A 20494-nucleotide genomic window follows, 5' to 3' on the forward strand; every position below is an offset into this window, starting at 1 on the left:
CGTATTTATATATATGAATACACAAAAGAATCAGAATAACTTTAACCGAATAAGACCTAAACTTTAACAAAATGGAGATGTTAGAAATGGATCTCCCCCATAAAGAAAGAGGTTATCGCAATGACGATAACCTCTTCTCTTTTATATTTCCGGCACTTTATTTACAATGCTTCTTAATCAGTTCATCCACATTAGGATCGCCAAGTTCTTTTGCTTTGGCAAAACTTGCACAAGCCTCTTTTTCTTGCTTCAACTGAATCTGGCAAATTCCTAACAAACGATATGCTTCGGCATATTTCGGATCAACAGTCAATGCATCTTTCAATGCTTTCTCGGCCTCCGCATAGCGTCCCACACGCAGGTTGACCACTGCCAACTCTGCCCGATAAGTGAGATCTTCCGGATTCAGCTCGATTGCCTTTGTGATATCATCCAAAGCACGCTGGAATTGTTTGGCTTTGAAGGCAGCCTGTTCCCGATAATAATAAAACAAATCGTTAACACTGCCATTCACTGCATTGAAATATGCATCATAATCGGCCAGAGCCGGACGATACTTTTCTACATTCATATACATCTGGGCACGTTCCAACAGATAGGGAGCCAAATCTGCTGTAATGGGCGTCGGACAATGGGCAATACAACTATCCAGCAAAGCAACGACCTCTTCGGGAGCAGCTTTACTCAATTCCTTTGCCTTGGCAGCACTGAAGAAGGAAGCCGGAGATGCCAATTCGGTTCCGTTCACTTTGTCATAGCTGGTAAATGCACCGGCATAATCCTGCTTGGCAAAAAGAATATCTCCTTCAAGTTGACGGTATACAGGCAAATCCTGAACAGCTATCGCACTACGCACATCCGCCAGAGCCTTATCATACGTCCAATCCTTATAAGTGGTTTCGGGTTTACTCAATTGGTAGTTGTATACCAACTTGGCTATGTTATAATAAACATCATCCTTTTTCTGTGCAACCTTCAGGGCATGCTCCAAATCGGCAGCCGCTTTGTCCATATCCTTACCTGCAAACACATAGTTCCCTGCACGGCGAAGATAGCCATCCGCACTGTTCGGGAAAGTTTTGATAAAATCATCAAGGGCAACGGCATAAGCCTCAGGAGTAGTTTGCGTAGAAGCGATAAACAGGTAAACCAAAGCCTGATCTTCATCTTCAGGTAAGCCTTTCTTTATACCGATTGCATTCAGTGCGGCATCGCTCAGTGCAAGAGCATTGATATTCTGTGACATGGCAAAAGCTGCACCTGCTGCATAACTAATAGAGGTAGTATCCTGTCCGGAAGCTTTTTGTGCCACTCCGAACACTTTACCGTCCGCTGTCGTTACCGGACAACTCACCATCTTATCTTTCAATACCATATCCAGTGTATAATAATGATATTTATCACCACCGATATTATCCACCTTTTTCACTTTGCCGCTGGTCACGTTTCCACCTTTCTGAGTGGAATAAGGTAACAGATAGACTTCGGCACCTACAGCCGGAGCTATAGTGGACACCTGTAATGCCGGTACCTTCTTTACTGTAATGCCGACACGGAACTTTATGATATCATACATATCATTGGCTCCCAGAATACATTCAACCGGCATTTTCTCTCCTTCGGAATTAATGATAACAGCACGCTGAGCTCCTTTAAACAAAGAATAGTCAGACAGAGCCACTCCGTCTTCGGTCACAAAAAATCCGTTGCCGGTATTCTGAATTTTGTCGTCTTTATCATACGTAACGATGGAAAACACCGATCGTTTCGCCTTCTCTACCCATTTGGGGGCTTGCGCTACACTCCATTGTGACAGGAGACAAAGCACAAATGTGAATAATATGCTCTTTTTCATGTATTTGAATGTTGTTTTAATTTGTACGTTGTTTCACGCCTTCATAAATCAGGATACCAGCGGCTACCGACACATTGAGTGACTCAATACTGCCCAACATCGGAATCTTGACCCATTCGTCGCATAACGCAAGGTTATCGTACGAAACACCGGTGTCCTCGGCGCCCATAATGATGCACATCGGACCGGTATAGTCGGCCTTCGTATAATCATAATCACCCTTTTCGGTAGCAGCCACAATGCGGAATCCACTATCTTTCAGATATTGTAAAGTTGTCTTTAAGTTCTGTTCACGACAGACAGGCAAAGTATGCAGAGCTCCGGCTGAAGTCTTCATCGCATCCGCATTGACCGTAACACTTCCTTTCGCAGGAATAATGACAGCATCCACTCCGGCACATTCGCAAGTACGGGCTATGGCACCAAAATTACGCACATCCGTAATCCCGTCGAGCATAACAAAGAACGGACTCTTACCTTCCTCAAAGAGGAAAGGTACCAGATCTTCGGTCTTCTGATACGTCACCGAAGATATGAATGCCACTACACCCTGATGATTTTTACGGGTGATGCGGTTGATACGTTCCACCGGGACGCGCTGAACAGGAATCAGCGTACCTTTCAGAGCAGCAAACAGCTCCTTGGACAAGTCACTCTGAATGTCTTTCTTCACCAAAATCTTGTCTATCTCTTTACCAGCCTGAATGGCTTCAATCACGGCACGGACGCCGAAAATCATTTCGCTTTTATCAATCATGTAATTGTCTGCATTTTTAGAGTATGCAACTCGCCAATGTTCATTGCACGCCACTATATACTTATTTTATTATTTTTCTCTCTTTCAAAGAAGGTTCCAGCAATGCCCTTGCATTGCTTAGTGCAGCCTCGGTCAAAGTGGCACCACTCAGCATATGTGCCAACTCTTCTACCCGTTCTTCGTCAGTCAGACGACGAATATGGCTATTCGTTTCCGTATCATTATCCCGCTTGTATACCTTATAATGGGCACGTCCACGGGCAGCAATCTGAGGCAAGTGGGTGATACTGATCACCTGCCTGTTTTGTTCACCCATCTCTTGCATGATGTCCGCCATGCGATCTGCAATCTCACCGGATACTCCGGTATCGATTTCATCGAACACAATAGTGGGCAATTTTACGGCTCCTGCTATCATTGCCTTGATAGACAGCATAACACGAGCTATTTCACCACCGGACGCAACTGAAGATATACTCTGCAGCGCTCCGTTCTTATTGGCAGAGAATAAGAAGTTCACCGTATCTTCTCCTTGGGGACCCAATTCTTTTTTCAGCCCCATTTCCACCTGGAAGCGGACATTGGGCATTCCCAAAGGAATCAGACGAGCTGCCATCTGCTTTTCCACTTCACAGGCAATCTCCGTACGGGCCTTCGTCAGGACAAACGCCTGTTTCTTTACCTTATTATATTGCGCATCTCTCTGTTCCGTCAATTGAGCTATCCGATCATCATACGAAGTAATGGCAGCAAGTTTCGTTGCATATTGCTCTGAAAGGACGATCAACTCTTCTACTGTCTGAACACGGTGTTTTTGTTCCAAAGAATAGATCAGGTTCAACCGGTCATTCACTTCTTCCAGCCGGGATGGATTGAACTCGACACTCTCTCCCTGATCCGATATTTCCTGAGCTATATCTTTCAGTTCTATATAAGTGCTCTCCATCCGTTCAGCCAATTCTCCGGCAGACTGGTATACCCGCTGCAATCCATTCAGAGTACCCAAACTCTCTTTCAAAGCAGGCAACAGTCCTCCTTCGTCTGAGGCAAGAGTTTGCTCTACCCGATATAATCCGGCTTTGATATCTTCGGCATGTGCCAATGTTTCGGCCTCCTGTTCCAATTCTTCCTGCTCTCCGGCAGAAAGATGTGCCTCCTCCAATTGTTCTAACTGGAAACGGATATAATCTTCATCCGTTTTGCTCTGTTCGGCCAGTACAATCAGTTCGTCAAGTTCTTTACTGAGCTTTTTCCATTCCTGATATAAATGATGATATACATCCAAAGCCTCTTCGTTGTGGGAAAGTATATCAAGTACATTGAGCTGAAAACCTTCTTTGTTAAGCAACAGATTCTGGTGCTGCGAATGTACATCGATCAATTGCTCGCCCAATTCTTTCATTTGTGTGAGCGATGCAGGCGTATCGTTAATAAATGCTCTGCTTTTGCCGGAAGACTGTACCTCACGGCGAAGTATACATTCGGGCTCATACTCCAGCTCGTTCTCTTCGAAAAAAGCTTCCATATGATAAGCTGATATATCGAACCTGGCCTCAATAATACATTTCGAAGCACCTTGCCGAATAGCCTTCACATCAGCACGCTGTCCGAGTAAAAGTCCGATTGCGCCCAGAATAATGGATTTCCCGGCACCGGTTTCACCGGTAATCACAGAAAATCCGGTTTCGAAACGGATATCAAGTTTCTCAATCAGAGCATAATTCTGGATGTATAATGAACGTAACATAAATCACAATTCTTTTATCATTCGATCAATAATATCTCTGGCTACTTCAGTCTTGGATTTTAACGGATAATCGGTTCTGCCTCTACAACTGAGAATACTGATTTTATTTGTATCGTAACGGAAACCCGCACCTGCATCATTCAATGAATTCAGCACAATAAAATCGAAGTTCTTCCGGATCAGTTTTCCTTCGGCATTACGCTGTTCATCATTCGTTTCAAGAGCAAAACCGATTAATTTCTGCCCCGATGTCTTCAGTTTACCCAATGCAGCGGCAATATCGTGGGTGGGCTTGAGATGTAACATCAAATCATCTCCCTCCCGTTTTATCTTCTTATCGACTACAACATCCGGAGTAAAATCTGCTACTGCAGCACATAATATTCCGGCATCCACCAATGGGTATTGCGCCATAGCAGCCTCATACATTTCCTGAGCAGACTCCACATCAATACGGGTAATGTGTGAATGATATACCTTCTGTTGCACCGGTCCGGCTATCAGCACTACCTCCGCTCCGCGACGGGCACACTCCTCTGCCAATGCAAATCCCATTTTACCGGAAGAATAATTACCAATGAAACGTACCGGATCAATCTTTTCATAAGTCGGTCCGGCTGTAATCAGCACTTTCTTTCCAGCCAGCTCGCCCGTAGAGGAAAAGAACTCATCAAGTACCCGGATAATATTCTCCGGTTCTTCCATGCGCCCCTTACCTACCAAATGGCTTGCCAATTCTCCCGAAGCCGGTTCAATGATATGATTACCGTATGAACGCAGCGTATCCAGATTCTTCTGGGTACTGGGATGCGCAAACATATCCAAGTCCATGGCCGGAGCGATAAACACCGGTGCCTTCGCTGACAGATAAGTCGTGATCAGCATATTGTCTGCTATGCCATTTGCCATTTTACCAATGGTAGAAGCCGTCGCAGGCGCTATCAGCATAGCATCTGCCCAAAGCCCCAAGTCTACGTGGCTGTTCCACGTTCCGTCCCGCTGGGCAAAAAACTCACTGATAACAGGCTTACTGGTCAAAGCGGACAAAGTTATCGGAGTAATAAACTCCTTTCCGGCAGGAGTAATTACGACCTGTACCTCCGCTCCCTGTTTAATCAAGCCGCGTATAATGTAGCAAGCCTTATAAGCAGCAATGCTACCGGTAATGCCAAGTATAATTTTCTTTCCGTTCAGCATAGTTATTTTCCCGTTAACTCACGCAGGCGAATCTTCGTCAACATGGCTTTTGTATTCAGCGTAAAGTCACTATTGAGAATCCAACTGTAATATCCGGGATCTTTTTTCAGCACTTCACTCACCGACTGGCCTTTGTATTTGCCAAAATTAAAAACCTCCACTCCATTGTCATCATACACCATACGTCCGGCAAAATCCACATTCTTGTTATAGCTTGAGTAATCGGCCAGGAAAGACATATCGTTTTGCAAATCTTCCGGATAGCGGTCAAGTTGAGCCATCAGAACCTCGTACGTGGCGCGGGTATCGGCTTCCGCTGTATGTGCATCTTCCAAATTACGGCCACAATAGAATTTATAAGCAGCCGAAAGAGTACGTTGTTCCATCTTATGGAAAATTACCTGTACATCAACAAATTTGCGCTTACTCATATCAATATCAACCCCGGCACGAAGAAACTCTTCCGCCAACACAGGAATGTCAAAACGGTTGGAGTTGAAACCAGCCAGATCACAACCTTCAATGTCATTCGCAATGCTTTTTGCTACTTCTTTAAAAGTAGGACAATCAGCTACGTCAGCATCAAAAATACCATGAACGGCAGATGATTCGGCAGGAATAGGCATTTCGGGATTAATACGGAGAGTTTTCGACTCTTCATTCCCGTTCGGATATACTTTAAGATAACAGATTTCTACAATTCGGTCTGAGTTGATGTTAGTCCCAGTCGTTTCCAGGTCGAAAAAGACAATAGGGTTCTTTAGGTTGAGTTTCATTATTTATACGGTTTTGTTTAAATTCACCACAGAGGACACCGAGTACACAGAGCTTCAATTCCAAAGAATGATGTCTCTGTGATCTTTGTGTCCTCTGTAATGAATCCGATTCTATTTCTGTTCCGCAGTTAGTCGTTCAGCATCATCGGCATCAGCAGCATCAACAAATCTTCGTTTTCTTCCTGTTCTACCGGAATAATGACACCTGCTCTTGACGGATCAGCCAATTCGATGATCACTTCCTCTGCCGAGATATTATTCAGAATATCGATCAGGAAAGTAGATTTAAAGCCAATACTCATTGCTGCACCGGCATATTGGCACACCTGTGTTTCCTCTGCAGAAGTAGAGAAATCAATATCCTGAGCCGAAACCACTATCTGGTTTTCCTGCATACGGAGTTTGATAAGACTGCTTGCCTGTGAAGAGAAAATGGATACACGACGCAAAGCACCTATCAGCTGCATACGGTCTACCGTCACTTTGTGCGGATTGTTTTGTGGAATCACTGAATTATAATTGGGGTAGCGTCCTTCAATCAGACGGCAAACCATACGATAACTTTCGAGCGTGAAAACAGCATTGCGTTCATCAAACTCGATCACCACCATACCCGATTCCTTAGGCAACAGGTTCTTCAACAAAGTTGCCGGTTTTTTGGGCAAAATAAATGCAGCACGTTCATTTCCGCGTGCAGCCAATGTTTTACAACGTACCAACTTGTGTCCGTCCGAAGCTACCATTGTAATGTCTTCAGTCGTAATGTCAAAGTAGATACCATTCATCACCGGACGGAGTTCGTCATCGGCAGTAGCAAATACCGAACGGTTAATGCCTCCCAGCAATATCTGTGCTTCCATCTCCACACGAACCGCATTATCACCGAGTGTAGCCGATTGCGGAAACTCGTCGGCATTCTGCCCCATCAGGCTATATTTACCATTTTGGTACTGTACCGTAATTTCATAGGTATCCGGCTTTATTTCGAATGTCAACGGTTGTTCCGGAATCTCTTTCAATGCATCGAGCAACGTTTTTGCAGCGACGGCAAACTTTCCGTTAGAATCACTCTCGTTCACCTCAACCGAGGTTACCATCGTAGTTTCACTATCAGAAACAGTCACAGACAGTGTTCCGTCCTCCAACTGAAAGAGAAAACAATCTAAAATAGGCAGCGCATTTTTTGAGTTTATCACACGGCTAACAGCCTGTAAATGGCTGGAAAGTGCAGTACTTGAAACGATAAATTTCATATAATCTGTGATTTTAAATTTTATATTTTTGCAAAGCACAAAGTTACAAAAAAGATCGAGGCAGCACAATAAAAGAGAAGAAAAAACAGGAGAATATTCGTCGGATATCCCTAAAAAATTGTAACTTCGCCGCACAATTTAAAATTATCGCAATGGAATTTACAGGAAAAATTATCGCTATACTCCAGCCCAGAGGTGGAGTTTCTAAGACAAGCGGCAACGAATGGAAGGCTCAGGAGTATGTAATCGAAAATCATGATCAATATCCAAAGAAAATGTGTTTCGACATCTTCGGAGCAGACAAAATAGAACAATTCAACATCCAGATGGGTGAAGAGTTGACCGTATCATTCGATATCGATGCACGTCAATGGCAGGATCGTTGGTTCAACAGTATCCGTGCATGGAAAGTAGAGCGTGTAGGCGCAGGCGCACCCATGACTCCGGGAGCTCCGGTTCCTCCTCCGGCACCATCTTCAGCACCGGAATTCATTGCCGGTGATGCAAAAGACGACTTGCCTTTCTAAGCAAACATGCCTTAGTATAAGACACAAAACCCCGAAAGCTATCCAATTTCTTTCGGGGTTTTGTGTCTCTTACCGTAGTCAGGAAACATCGTCAGAATCACCTTTATAAATCAAAACCACATTAGGATAGACAACTCCGTCAGTACAGGTAAACTGTGCAGAAAGAATAAAATGACGAAAGAACTCCTGATTGCGAAAGAAAAATGCAGGTATCAACCTGACGTAGTTCTCCGGCTGGGAAAAAGTTTCTCCCAAGTCAGCCACCATCATAAAGTTATATGACGGAGAAAGATTTACTACCGCTTCCTCGTATCCGGGAGTATCGTTCAGAATTTCTTTTTTATCCAGGCAACGGACATATGTGGCAAGACTCTCCGCATCCGGAGCCAAAATCAGTCTCTCTCCATAGAAACAAGCATAGACATATAAGGCAGATTCCGTAATTCCGGTCAATTGCGTAAACAATGTATTACGTGGCAACACATAAAGCGTATAAGCTCTTGAAGGCGTTTTACAGAAAGTAGTACGTGGCTTCGGAGGGCCGTCCACTTCTTTCGGAGCACTCCGGAGTACTCCTTGCAACACCCGCTCAGCCTGCTGGACATCCTTCAAGGGAATAGTCATCACCGCACAAGGATTCGCAAGAGTGTCCGCCGAATGGAACAGGCAGGTCACAAGTTCGCCTCCGGCATTATCCTTGAGGAATGCAAGCAGTTCTCCGTCCCGGTCCCTGATATAGTCTGAATAGGTTGATGTTGTATATTCCTGCCGGGCAGTAAAATCAAGCATCGCCTGCATATCCGTCACCGACCGTTTATTGAAAAAGAAAGTAGAAGCCGGCAGGATGTCTCCCGGAAAGTCTTCTACAGGTTGTTGTTGCCGAAGCACGTTCATAAAAGTCATACAGGTATCAGTATCATGACTGACTCCAGAAAAGTAAATGGCATCCCCGTTCATTTTCATATCAAATTCGGTCCATCCCCCCAATTGTGTACACGAACGAATCCCATCGGTAACCTTGCCCATACTCAAGGGTTGCATACGGGCATAAATAGTAGCCGCTACACGGGCACGCTTGTCTTCATGCACTTTTACAAAAGAGCTGTCGGTCAGCAAAGACTTTTTCGACAAACGTGCGTCGATCACTTGTTCTATCAGCTTCTTCTGATAGCTCACCGCCAAAAAATCGGAAGTGAAGTAGCAAGCTAAAAAGCTATCATCCGGCATCGGATAGATGCGTATCTCCTCCCCTTTATAATCAAACAGTTTTGATGGGAAACTGCTTGAACAGTATTTACGTATAAATTTCTCCACTAACTCATAATCACCATTTCCCAAACTGCAATACAACACCTGGTTGCGGTCATTATCCGGCTCATGAAAGCTCAACAACACCTTATTCATCTGTTTACTCAACCCGTGAGGCGTATCTTCCAACAATGTATAAAGATGGAGTTTCAAATAAGAAAATAATTTGGAAATATAAAGGAAATGCTGATCTTTGCTACAACTCAGTTCATTGATACTCTGTATCATCCCGGCAAGATCATCCGTTTCGAGAACCACAGTGGCCGAGCGCGGAACAAGCGTATAAAGATTAAAGTCTTTACGCCCCTCAACCGCCGATAATCTGAAAAAAGAAAACATAGCAAAGCCTGTACACAGTAGTACAACAGACGAGATTACGGCTATTTTCACTATCGTACGGAGTTTCATGGCATTCGTTGTTTATCGGCTCACTGCAAAAATAATAAATTCTCCAAATAAAACAAAATATACTTAAAGAAAGAATTATTAAGCATTAATCACTAACATTCTATTTCAAGCCCGTCGAATGCAAAATGCACATGCGGAGGAAGTAGTTTTTCCACATCTGCCTGAAGTCCGATATGATGACTCATGTGAATAAACCAGGTTTCCTTTGCCCCAATGCGTTTCACAGCCTCCAGCGCTTCAGAAAGGCTTTGATGGGTGTTGTGTGGTGCTACACGCAATGCATTCATCACCAGCACATCTACCCCTTGTAACTGCTCAAACGATTCATCGGGCATGGTCAGCATATCAGTAATATATCCGAGCTTTCCGATCCGATATCCCAGAATGGGCAGTTTGCCGTGCATTACCCTCAAGGGTAACACTTCGGTATGATTAACAAGAAACGGACGATTGGGTTCAATCTCACGCAAAGGAATATTCGGAACTCCCGGATAAGTATGTTCCACAAAGCAATAAGGCATCCGGCTACGCAAACGCTCAGCCGTATACGTTTCGGCATAAATAGGTACCTCTCCGAAACGACAGAAAGGACGTAAGTCATCCAAACCTCCCACATGGTCATAATGTTCGTGGGAAATCAATACGGCATCAATTTTACCAAACGGGACATGTAACATCTGTTCCCTGAAATCCGGACCGCAGTCCAGCAATAAAGTAGCATCCCCGGTCTGCACCAACGCCGAGGTACGAAGACGATGATCTCTCGGATCTTTTGAAGTGCAAACCGCACAAGTGCATCCAATCTCGGGCACTCCGGTAGAAGTCCCGCTACCAAGTATTCTTATTTTCATTTCAGATAAAATTCACCTCCGGATGAATATCTATTCCAAACTTCTCTCTAACCGAAGCGCGTACTGCATCCGAAAGTGCTATAACATCCGCGCCTCTGGCTCCTCCGCGATTCACCAGTACCAGCGCTTGCTTATCATGTACCGCTGCCGGCCCCAAAGCTTTACCTTTCCAGCCACACTGATCAATCATCCAACCGGCAGGAATCTTTATCCGGTCGGCATCTATTTCGTAAAAAGGCATATGTGGATATTCTTCTTGCAACGCTTCAAATTTGATGCGGGACACAATCGGATTCATAAAGAAACTTCCCGCATTACCCATCACCCGGGGATCCGGCAATTTCTCCTCACGGATGGCGATAATCACCCGGCGCACGGTCTCCAATGTCACCGTAGGATACTTCTCCAATTCCCGGCGGATAGTACCGTAATCCAACGTATAATATTCCTTCTTACTTAACTTAAAGCTGACATAAGTGACAAAAACACTCTTATTTGCAGGACGCTTAAAGATACTGTCCCGATAGGAATATCCACACTCCGAAATATCATAAACACGTTCTTTCCCCTCAATGTTCAAGGTTTCCACCCGCACAATCAGATCTTTTACCTCAACCCCATAAGCCCCGATATTCTGCACCGCACTGGCTCCCACTTCTCCGGGAATCAGGGAGAGGTTTTCCGCACCGTACCAATTATGCTTCACGCAATAATCCACAAAGTCGTCCCAGACTACACCTGCACCTACACGAACGACAATTTCATCATCCGTTTCGTCCGCCACCTCTACTCCTTCGATACGCGAGTGTAAAACAGTACCTTCGTAATCTTTAGTAAACAGCAGGTTACTGCCCCCCCCAATGTGCAAATAAGGAGAAGTCACTTGTCCTGAATCAATCAACCGATGCAATTCATCCACTGAAGCGTACTCCAAAAAACGAGCTGCGGACACATCGATGCCAAAAGTGTTATGTGATAAAAGAGAGTATTTTTGTTCCATAATCATAAAAAGCAATCACTAAATACTTGTATCCTCAAACTTATACAGTTCCCATCCGCTGTCTTTGCGCTGGAAATAGAGGATATTGGAGAACCCGTTGCCAATACCTTTCAATGCCAATATCTTGCGTGAAGTATTGTCATCATTCTGCTGTCCGTAATTAATATTCGAAAGCTTATCAGTAGGCAATACCGGCTTAAAGGCAAACCACTGGTTCAAGTCAAGTGTAGTTTCGAGTATTGAGAAATCGTCATCCGGATCAGTGGTAACAAACGCAAGCGGCTGCCGGATTCGGTGACTCTGGAAGATACTGTCTGTTGCAAAGTGCCCATAAAATTCGACGAAATCCTCGTTCTCGCTTTTCTCAATCGGACGCAGATTGATTGCTTCAAGCATCCACGCCCCTTTAATTCTTTCAAAATAATATTTCTTCACCATTCGTTTCTTGATGAAAATCCATTCCACCTGAACGGAAGTGAGTGAAGTATCCCCTACCATGTCCATGTCCTCTTCCCGGTCGAAGAGCAAGGTATAATAACTCTGTTTAGTAAACAAGTCATCGTGCTTCCAGTACTTCTTATCAATTTTTGAAGCTCGTTCTCCGTTGTAGTAGGGCAACGGAAACACTACGCGCTGCCTTTGCAGAGCGTCATCAGAAGCAAAGTTATAGATAAAGTCGTCAAACGATTCGTCAGCTTCAATCGGTTTAGGTTCGTCCGAAGCCTTCTCTTTATCAATGGAGTCGGCTTTGTTCACCATAGCCGAATCTACCAGATGTGTAATAGATGCAAAGGGGTCAGCGTCAGTCTTTTTGTTGTTTCCACATGCGGCAAACAACACCAGGACGGTGACTCCCGCCATTATTGTTTTCATTTTAATAGTTAGCAATGTGTCGATATTCCCATGTGCCAACCGGTTTTCAAAACCATTTCATTATTCCGGCGGGCACATGGGCCTATATCATCACATTATTTTAATTTAGCTCTTAGTTTTTCAAGCATATCTACTGTCATACTCTCCAAATCGTAAGCCGGTTTCCAGCCCCACTCTTCGCGGGCACAAGAATCATCCATACTGTCAGGCCAGCTGTTGGCGATGCGCTGTTTCAGCGGGTCTACCTTATATTCCATTTCAAAGTCAGGAACATGTTTCTTGATGGCAGCATAAATTGTTTCGGGTGCAAAGCTCATAGAAGCGATGTTGAAAGCATTACGGTGTACCAGTTTCGTCGGATCAGCTTCCATCAGCGAGATAGCTGCGTTCAGCGCATCCGGCATATACATCATATCCATCAGTGTTCCTTCCGGAATCGGACAGATAAACTTCTCTCCTTTTACGGCAGAGTAGTAGATGTCTACTGCGTAGTCAGTCGTACCACCTCCCGGAGGTGTCACATTCGAAATGATTCCCGGGAAACGCACGGCACGTGTATCTACGCCATACTTATTAAAATAATAGTCGCTCAGCAACTCCGTGGTTACCTTGCTGATACCATACATAGTGCGCGGACGCTGAATGGTATCCTGCGGTGTCTGCACGTGAGGTGTGCTTTCGCCAAACGAACCGATCGAACTCGGAGTAAACACGGCGCATTTGTTTTCGCGGGCCACTTCGAGTACATTCCATAATCCGTCGATACCGATTTTCCAAGCCAGTTTGGGCTTCGATTCGGCCACAACAGACAGCAGGGCTGCCAGGTTGTAGATTGTGTCGATATTATACTCCTTCACTACAGAGGCGATCATCTCCTGATCTGTTACATCGACTACCGCCGACGGACCGGATTCTTTCAATTCCCCTTTGGGCTCTGCCCCGTGAATATAACCTGCTACTACATGTGTGTTTCCGTAGCGTTTACGTAGTTCCATCGTGAGCTCCGAACCAATCTGGCCGGTTGCTCCAATTACCAAAATATTTTTCATTATCTTTACTAATAAGGTGTATTAAGCTAAATGGTGCGCAAAGTAAGCACTTTTTTTTCATTTTTATACCAAATATATGTTGTTTATTCCAAGAAAAATTGTGTCCTTTGCAAAAGAAACTAAAACCCCAAACACTATGTACGGTAAAATGAAAGAACACCTCAGCAACACGATTGCTGAAATTAAAGAAGCAGGCCTCTACAAAGAGGAACGCTTAATCGAAAGTGCACAACAAGCTGCTATCACTGTTAAAGGCAAGGAAGTACTGAATTTCTGTGCCAACAACTACCTTGGATTGTCTAACCATCCCCGCCTGATCGAAGGTGCAAAGAAGATGATGGACCGTCGTGGATACGGTATGTCTTCTGTACGTTTCATCTGCGGAACTCAAGATATACATAAGGAGCTGGAAGCCGCAATTTCAGACTATTTCAAAACCGAAGACACTATTTTGTACGCAGCTTGCTTTGATGCCAACGGCGGTGTGTTCGAACCGTTGTTCACCGACGAAGATGCCATCATCTCCGACTCACTGAACCACGCTTCTATCATCGACGGAGTACGTCTTTGCAAGGCAAAACGCTATCGTTATGCCAATGCAGACATGGCCGATCTGGAACGTTGCCTGCAGGAAGCACAAGCCCAGCGTTTCCGCATTATCGTTACCGACGGCGTATTCTCAATGGACGGTAATGTAGCTCCAATGGACAAAATCTGTGATCTGGCCGAGAAGTACGATGCCCTGGTGATGGTAGACGAATCTCACTCTGCCGGTGTAGTTGGTGCAACCGGTCATGGAGTAAGCGAACAGTACAACACTTACGGACGTGTAGATATCTACACCGGAACTCTGGGTAAAGCCTTTGGTGGTGCTTTGGGCGGATTCACAACCGGCCGCAAAGAGATCATCGACCTGCTTCGCCAGCGCAGCCGTCCGTACCTGTTCTCAAACTCACTTGCTCCGGGTATTATCGGTGCCAGCCTCGAAGTATTCAAGATGCTGAAAGAAAGCAACGAAATCCATGACAAACTGGTAGAAAACGTAAACTACTTCCGCGACAAGATGACCGCAGCCGGATTTGACATCAAACCGACTCAGAGTGCTATCTGTGCCGTGATGCTGTACGATGCCAAACTGTCACAGGTTTATGCAGCCCGCATGCAGGAAGAAGGTATTTATGTAACAGGTTTCTACTATCCGGTAGTTCCGAAAGACCAGGCACGTATCCGTGTACAGATTTCAGCCGGTCACGAGAAAGAACACCTCGATAAATGTATCGCTGCATTCATCAAAGTAGGTAAAGAATTAGGTGTACTGAAGTAAACCTTTATTTCTCTTCCATTGTTATTGTATATAAAAGTATGATAACAATGGAAGAACTTACACTCACGACACCCGCGCTGCTATTTTCAGCCGTTTCACTTATTCTTTTGGCATACACCAACCGTTTTCTCTCGTATGCCCAATTGGTACGCACTCTTCGCGACCGTTATATGGAAGATCCCTCTGATATCAATGTAGCTCAAATTGAGAATCTGCGCAAACGCCTCAACCTGACCCGCATGATGCAGGTGTTCGGCATTGCCAGCCTATTCTTCTGCGTAGTTACCATGTTTCTTATCTACATCGGGTTGTTCCTGCTTTCCATCTATATTTTCGGACTCGCACTGCTTCTGTTAATCGCCTCTTTAGGCGTTTCTCTCCGTGAGATACAGATATCGACTCGTGCCTTGGACATCTACCTGAGCACAATGGAAGGAAAACTAAAACATTAAAAATTACTTTTCCACACCACGCCCATAGGAGCCACATAAATAAAGTTCCGCTCCTCCCCACCGGAAGCAAGCGGAACTTTCACAAACAAAACAACAGATCGTTTATAACTTTATCAATCCATACCGGTCAGTCAGCCCGCTCCTGAATGCAACGTAGGGGAATCGCTTCACGTTCATGTCCTGTAAGAACAATACTTGCTTTTGTCGAAGCAGTTTTTCCTATTTTAAAATAACTCACTGTTTCCCCTCCCGAAGCAGTACCTAACTTATTTCCGCACCAAATTAAAGCAGATTCTCCAATATACGCAAACTGACTATCCAAATAATAATAACCGGTGAGCCGAACATAAGTCGTTAGTTTTTTATTTGTATCATATGCCATAACCATTCCTCCATGTGCACCAACACTATCCGAATTCATCACATTAGCACCATTGTCTGATGCTTTGACTGCTTGATTCACATTGCTAAACAGTGAAAGATAGTTCTCAATCAGTGCTACACGCCATCCTGCCGGACACGGATCATGAACTGTCTTCTGAATATTCCAAGCATTCAGATATGTATTATTCCGATCACTGTCCGCTATCCATTTATGTACATTTGTCTTTTTATATATATTCAACGGATTCTGGTAAGCCGTCCGATAAGTCGCCTGAGCATTTACAGCCGGATCAAAAGGCAGGAAAGTGACTCCATCCGGCTTATATAAGCTTAATATTCCCACAATCGGTTTAGTCATCGGAGTAGGAAGATTCACTATCGTGATCGGCTTATTCGAATAACTGCTCGGATATGGATCTTTCCTTCCCCATTGATAATGGAATCCATGTGTCTTAAACTTCTCCACATCCGACGGCGGCACGCCGGCATATCCGGCCATAGCCCCCAGATTACGATCCATCATCGGTAACTGGTTTCCATGATTGCCATATGTAAATTTCAGTTTTCTTTTAGTCAACGGCTCTTGCACATCCGCATCACCTGTCGCGTCCGGGCGGTAGTCCGTCACCCACACATGCCAGCTCCAGAGTATCTTACCATCCGCACCATAAGCGGCAATCACCCCGCTACCACCGGTAGTTCCCGGAGCCACACGGCAATAAACACGGGCTTCCCCTTTATTCTTCACCGGATACAACGTCGGATCGGTTCCATCTGTCCGTTTCAAATCCACGATGTTCGTATGGTCATCCTCCGAAGTTACGATTCCCATTACCGGCTCACCGATGTCTCCATCCTCTTTGGTTTGCCAGAGCAGTTTCATCGTAGTGATTCCTCCGGAAGCCTCACACCAACCTTTCAATACATCGTTCGTTTTATCCGGATCTCCATTCTGTTGGTATGCCAGCGGATCAAAGCAGAAGCCGCCTCCGGCGGATACCATAAAGCAATTGGCCGTAGGCACAAAGTTTTCATTATTTTCCGAAGCGGGTACAGGGTTGATATAGGTCACCCGTTTATCACTTGTCGGGATACCGCTATGTGCAAAGTTCACCGTATAATCATAATTTGCATTACTCTTAATGTCGAAATTCGTCGACTGCCTCCCGCCGATATAAACACGATAGTCCAGTTTAACTTTTGCATCCTGATCGCTCACCGCGACAAAGTTAAAGAAAGAACTTCCTTTAGGAGCATTCTCTTTTGTCCGTTGGGTTTCAGAGTTCGCTGCCGGTTTCTCTCCGCGCATATTGGCCGGTACCCAGCAAGAGTAACTTCCGCTTTGTGCCACATTTTTTATCTGCAAAGTAGTAAACTGATCCAGGATAGAAGGATAATTTCCCTCACTATCGGGGGTAGGGATAACCGCATAGTTCAACGGGACACTTTGGAGCAACAGTTGTTTCAAAGTATATCCGCTCACAGCATATGTCCACTCCACGGTGAGCCGGGCAGCCAGGCGCTTCAGCAACAGGCGGGTATCATAGCTCCCCTCCGGACTCTGAATCACAGCCTTACCGTCGGTGCCCGTCACCACATTCACATGCTCCAGATGGAGCACATAAGGCATCTTCTTCATATCTTCACTATTCGAAGGATTAATCGCATTGATCACAGACGAGTTTACGTCCATCGCCTGCACCTTCTCCAAAGAGTTACTACCCAAGGCAGCTATCGCCCCCCCGTTGCCACGCGCCACAATCAGCAACTGGCAGTCCGTCAGTGCGCTTAAAGTGACCTCCAGATGTTTCCCAAGCGCTACATTGCCATAGTCCTTCCCGTTTTTATAAGTTCCATTCGAGTCATACTGACGTATCTCCAGGTTATATAACTGATCCGGAACGCTTGTCCCGCCACGAGTCATCGTTCCTGACGAAAGGTTCACATCAAAAGCAGCTTTGCTGCTTTCAACGGCGAGCCGTTGAGGCGAGCCGTTGAGGCGAGCCGTTGAGGCGAGCCGTTGAGGCGAGCCGTTGAGGCGAGCCGTTGAGGCGAGCCGTTGAGGCGAGCCGTTGAGGATCATTATCACTTGAATCTTCGGCAAAGCCGAAGACCATCGATACCGTCACCTCTTCACCATCCGCCGGAGGAACCACCGCCTCTTCCGTCCGGTCCTCACATCCACTCAACCCTCCCAAAAGGATCACTCCTCCCAAGAGCATTAACCATTTATTCTTCCAAGTCTGTTTCATATCATTATTATTCTTGTACACATCGAAACGGATAAGGCTCACCGATAACTCCCCAACCATTAGCCGGAGTAGTCAATTCTCCTGCCGCTATTTTTGTATAATATATCCGATAGTTATTGCCAGTCTTTGCTATCGTATTCGTTCCTTCGTATCCGGCGGCACCTCCATTAAACATCAAATTTCCATTGGCAAAAGACCGGTATGCCGTGACCGGGAACCAAGCTGCATTATCTTCCGTACGAGGAGAGGGCACACCACTTCCACCGGATACATTATACAGACGTCCACCCCGCTCGTGTGCACTACCATTTTGCACAAACGCTCCATTCGCATTAAACCAATACCCCTGCCCCGTGTTCCAGCCCTTGTACACTGTTTGATAGGGAGTCTTCCATCCTGCCGGACAAGGGTCATAAAGAGTTTTAGAGTTATTATACAAATACTGATACTCCGTAGTAGTTTCATTCAAACTATACCAAGAGCACCTGCTATTGTTCTGATCGCTGCCCGAACCTGTTATAATATGATCAGGATGCTCAATCACATATTGCAACGTATTGCTATTTACTAAAGGAATCTTAGAATAAGCGACCTTTCCCAGTTTTACCCCTCGTCCTTCTCCGTCATAAATAACGTTGAGTTCATTCGCCGTTCCGTCTATCGACCCCAAGAACGGATCCTTGCGCCCCCAATAGTACAGATAGCCTATCCGCTTTGCAAATTCCAGCAATGAAGCATTCTCACCGGGAAATCCTCCGGCAGTCGCGCACAGATTCCGGTCCATAATCACTTTCCCGACATGCGCTCCTCCATCTTTGAAAGCATCAGTAGCATACTGATGTACACTCCCGTTCTGAGTCAACTGCTGTGCCTGGGCATAAGTGACAGAGGAAGTAATCCCCTGCGGCACATAATCGGTTATCCAAAAGTGCCAGCTCCATACAATCGTACTGCCGGAATAGGCAGCAATCAAGGCATTCCCCCCTTTGCTCACCGGCACTTTAACGTGGATACGGGATTTTTGCAGATCACCTCCGTCGGTGATACGCGCCAGATTTGAATGATCGTCTCTACTGATGGCATACCCCATCACCAAATCGCCCGACGTAGCATCATCCTTGGTTTGCCAGATCAACTTAACATCCGTTATTTTTTTGTTATCGGCCAGCGTCTCACCATCCGTCAGATGTGTATTCCAACCACTCAACGGAACATTGTAACCATTCATCCCCGCTTCGTGCTTATACGGATTAAAACAGATATTCGTACCGGGCTTCATCATGAAGCAGTTGGAGGTCTCCACCAGGTTGGTGCTTAGCACCGGACTCTGATCTAACAGTTGGATGCGTCTGTCGGCCTGATAATTAGTCGATGTGATATGCACATCCCAGTTATAATCCTTATTCTCGTAAAGGTTGAAGTCCGTTGACTCCCGTCCGCCCAGATAAGCACGGTAGTAGAGGCGCTCCTTCTTCTCTACGTTGTCCACCACTAACTCCATGTACGAAGCGGCGGTAGGCGCATTCTCTTTCGTACGATAATAGGCAGAGGTAGCCTTGGCCGAAGCGCCCCGCACATTGGCGGGTATCCATACGGTTTTCTCTCCCGCCGCCAGATCAGCGGCATTCGTCAGGCGATAATAATCGACATACTCCACCATTTCGTCCGGATAGGTTTTCCCCCACTTCGTGTCTGTCTTCGCAGGAAGCAGACGGAAGGCAACCGGCACCTGACAGAGTTTTACCTCTTTCAGCACATACCCCTTTTGGGTGAGGTTTTTATCATCCACCGTCCAGGTCACTTTCAGCCTGGCAACCAGCCGTTTGAGCAGCAAGCGGGTATCATAGTTGCCATCCGGACTCTGAAGTTTGCCGTCGGCCGTCACGTTGACGTGAAGCAGATGAAGTATATAGGGCATTTTGTTGATATCGGCTTGCGTAAGTCCGCCGGCCGGAATGGTATGTTTGAAGAGTGTAGTATCCATCATCTGTTTCTGCACATTGGCAAGGTTACCGCTAATGGCAGGTGTCGTATTCCCTTGCCCGCGGACTATCACCACCAACTGGCAATCCGTGGCTTGCTGCAAGGTGAGGGAAGTGGGAACGGTAGAGAAATTCGCTCCGATAGGGACCGTCTCCTTATATTGCACGCTCCCTATCAGATTGCCGCTCCGGTCATACTGCATCAGGTGGAACTGGTAAAGCGCGTCCGGACGGGTGACTTCCCCGGTCCGGGTCTTCGCCGCAGGCAGCAGGCGTGCGCTGAACGCTCCGCCCTCTCCATCCTCTCCGGCACGCGAATCGGCGGGCACCGAAAGCGCGTATCCATCCTCCTCGTCGGCAAAACCGAAAGAAAGAGAAACTTCTACCGGATTTCCTTCACCGGCTGCCGGAACAGACTCACTGAACCGCTCCTCACAAGACGTCACCCCCATCAACAGGGCCGTTACCGTGAGCATACATCCTAACCTATTCATACAAC

Annotated in this window: 17 protein-coding genes; 3 read left to right on the top strand and 14 right to left on the bottom strand. The window is 45.8% G+C overall.

Annotated features, from left to right (window positions below; all coding sequences use genetic code 11):
* Window positions 1-157 precede the first annotated feature (157 nt).
* The 6 genes from ISX59_RS15090 to dnaN form a co-directional block, all read right to left on the bottom strand.
* A complete protein-coding gene (locus ISX59_RS15090) occupies window positions 158-1855 on the bottom strand; it encodes a serine protease (RefSeq protein WP_220576029.1) in 1698 nt (565 codons plus the stop codon).
* Window positions 1856-1871: 16 nt separating this feature from the next.
* Window positions 1872-2612, bottom strand: a complete 741-nt coding sequence (gene rlmB, locus ISX59_RS15095) for a 23S rRNA (guanosine(2251)-2'-O)-methyltransferase RlmB (protein WP_005779999.1) — start codon at window positions 2610-2612, stop codon at window positions 1872-1874.
* Window positions 2613-2673: 61 nt separating this feature from the next.
* Window positions 2674-4359 (bottom strand): DNA repair protein RecN, encoded by a 1686-nt coding sequence (recN, locus tag ISX59_RS15100; RefSeq protein ID WP_186992753.1) that lies wholly within the window; start codon window positions 4357-4359, stop codon window positions 2674-2676.
* 3 nt (window positions 4360-4362) lie between these two features.
* Entirely contained in the window at window positions 4363-5556 is a 1194-nt protein-coding gene (gene coaBC / locus ISX59_RS15105; protein WP_005806957.1) for a bifunctional phosphopantothenoylcysteine decarboxylase/phosphopantothenate--cysteine ligase CoaBC, read from the bottom strand.
* A gap of 2 nt (window positions 5557-5558) precedes the next feature.
* Window positions 5559-6332: a 3'-5' exonuclease gene (locus tag ISX59_RS15110; RefSeq protein ID WP_022011889.1), complete on the bottom strand. Its 774-nt coding sequence runs from the start codon at window positions 6330-6332 to the stop codon at window positions 5559-5561.
* A gap of 128 nt (window positions 6333-6460) precedes the next feature.
* The gene (gene dnaN, locus ISX59_RS15115; protein WP_005806961.1) at window positions 6461-7585 is read right to left on the bottom strand and encodes a DNA polymerase III subunit beta; all 1125 of its coding nucleotides are present in this window, start codon (window positions 7583-7585) and stop codon (window positions 6461-6463) included.
* Between the two features lie 152 nt (window positions 7586-7737).
* Here dnaN and ISX59_RS15120 point away from each other — a divergent pair, with 152 nt between their 5' ends.
* Window positions 7738-8112 carry a DUF3127 domain-containing protein gene (locus ISX59_RS15120; protein WP_005780004.1) on the top strand — a complete coding sequence of 125 codons (375 nt, stop codon included), beginning with the start codon at window positions 7738-7740 and terminating at the stop codon, window positions 8110-8112.
* A 78-nt stretch (window positions 8113-8190) separates the two neighbouring features.
* On the opposite strand, the gene ISX59_RS15125 is transcribed toward ISX59_RS15120, so the two are convergent.
* From ISX59_RS15125 to ISX59_RS15145, 5 genes are all read right to left on the bottom strand, one after another.
* On the bottom strand, window positions 8191-9828 hold the full coding sequence (locus tag ISX59_RS15125; RefSeq protein ID WP_220576030.1) for a DUF3352 domain-containing protein: 1638 nt from the start codon (window positions 9826-9828) through the stop codon (window positions 8191-8193).
* A 92-nt stretch (window positions 9829-9920) separates the two neighbouring features.
* Window positions 9921-10679, bottom strand: coding sequence for an MBL fold metallo-hydrolase (locus ISX59_RS15130; protein WP_022011891.1), 759 nt, complete (start codon window positions 10677-10679; stop codon window positions 9921-9923).
* Between the two features lies 1 nt (window position 10680).
* On the bottom strand, window positions 10681-11679 hold the full coding sequence (gene murB, locus ISX59_RS15135) for a UDP-N-acetylmuramate dehydrogenase (protein ID WP_032530492.1): 999 nt from the start codon (window positions 11677-11679) through the stop codon (window positions 10681-10683).
* 18 nt (window positions 11680-11697) lie between these two features.
* The gene (locus ISX59_RS15140; RefSeq protein ID WP_005780011.1) at window positions 11698-12552 is read right to left on the bottom strand and encodes a DUF4348 domain-containing protein; all 855 of its coding nucleotides are present in this window, start codon (window positions 12550-12552) and stop codon (window positions 11698-11700) included.
* Between the two features lie 95 nt (window positions 12553-12647).
* Window positions 12648-13601: an NAD-dependent epimerase/dehydratase family protein gene (locus tag ISX59_RS15145; protein WP_005780013.1), complete on the bottom strand. Its 954-nt coding sequence runs from the start codon at window positions 13599-13601 to the stop codon at window positions 12648-12650.
* A gap of 136 nt (window positions 13602-13737) precedes the next feature.
* Between ISX59_RS15145 and kbl the strand changes: the two genes are divergently transcribed.
* Window positions 13738-14925: a glycine C-acetyltransferase gene (gene kbl / locus ISX59_RS15150; protein ID WP_005806971.1), complete on the top strand. Its 1188-nt coding sequence runs from the start codon at window positions 13738-13740 to the stop codon at window positions 14923-14925.
* Window positions 14926-14972: 47 nt separating this feature from the next.
* Window positions 14973-15377, top strand: coding sequence for a DUF2721 domain-containing protein (locus ISX59_RS15155; protein ID WP_005806973.1), 405 nt, complete (start codon window positions 14973-14975; stop codon window positions 15375-15377).
* 127 nt (window positions 15378-15504) lie between these two features.
* Here ISX59_RS15155 and ISX59_RS15160 read toward each other — a convergent pair whose 3' ends face one another.
* Genes ISX59_RS15160 through ISX59_RS15170 form a run of 3 tightly spaced genes read right to left on the bottom strand, consistent with a single transcriptional unit; the run spans window position 15505 to window position 20489 of the window.
* On the bottom strand, window positions 15505-17844 hold the full coding sequence (locus ISX59_RS15160; protein ID WP_255580226.1) for a DUF4906 domain-containing protein: 2340 nt from the start codon (window positions 17842-17844) through the stop codon (window positions 15505-15507).
* A complete protein-coding gene (locus ISX59_RS15165; RefSeq protein ID WP_220576031.1) occupies window positions 17729-18013 on the bottom strand; it encodes a hypothetical protein in 285 nt (94 codons plus the stop codon). Before ISX59_RS15165 ends, ISX59_RS15160 begins: the two co-directional genes overlap by 116 nt.
* A 7-nt stretch (window positions 18014-18020) precedes the next feature.
* The gene (locus tag ISX59_RS15170) at window positions 18021-20489 is read right to left on the bottom strand and encodes a DUF4906 domain-containing protein (protein WP_255580227.1); all 2469 of its coding nucleotides are present in this window, start codon (window positions 20487-20489) and stop codon (window positions 18021-18023) included.
* Window positions 20490-20494 lie beyond the last annotated feature (5 nt).

This window comes from Bacteroides sp. FSHCM14E1 (assembly GCF_019633785.1).
Classification (GTDB): Bacteria; Bacteroidota; Bacteroidia; order Bacteroidales; family Bacteroidaceae; genus Bacteroides; species Bacteroides hominis.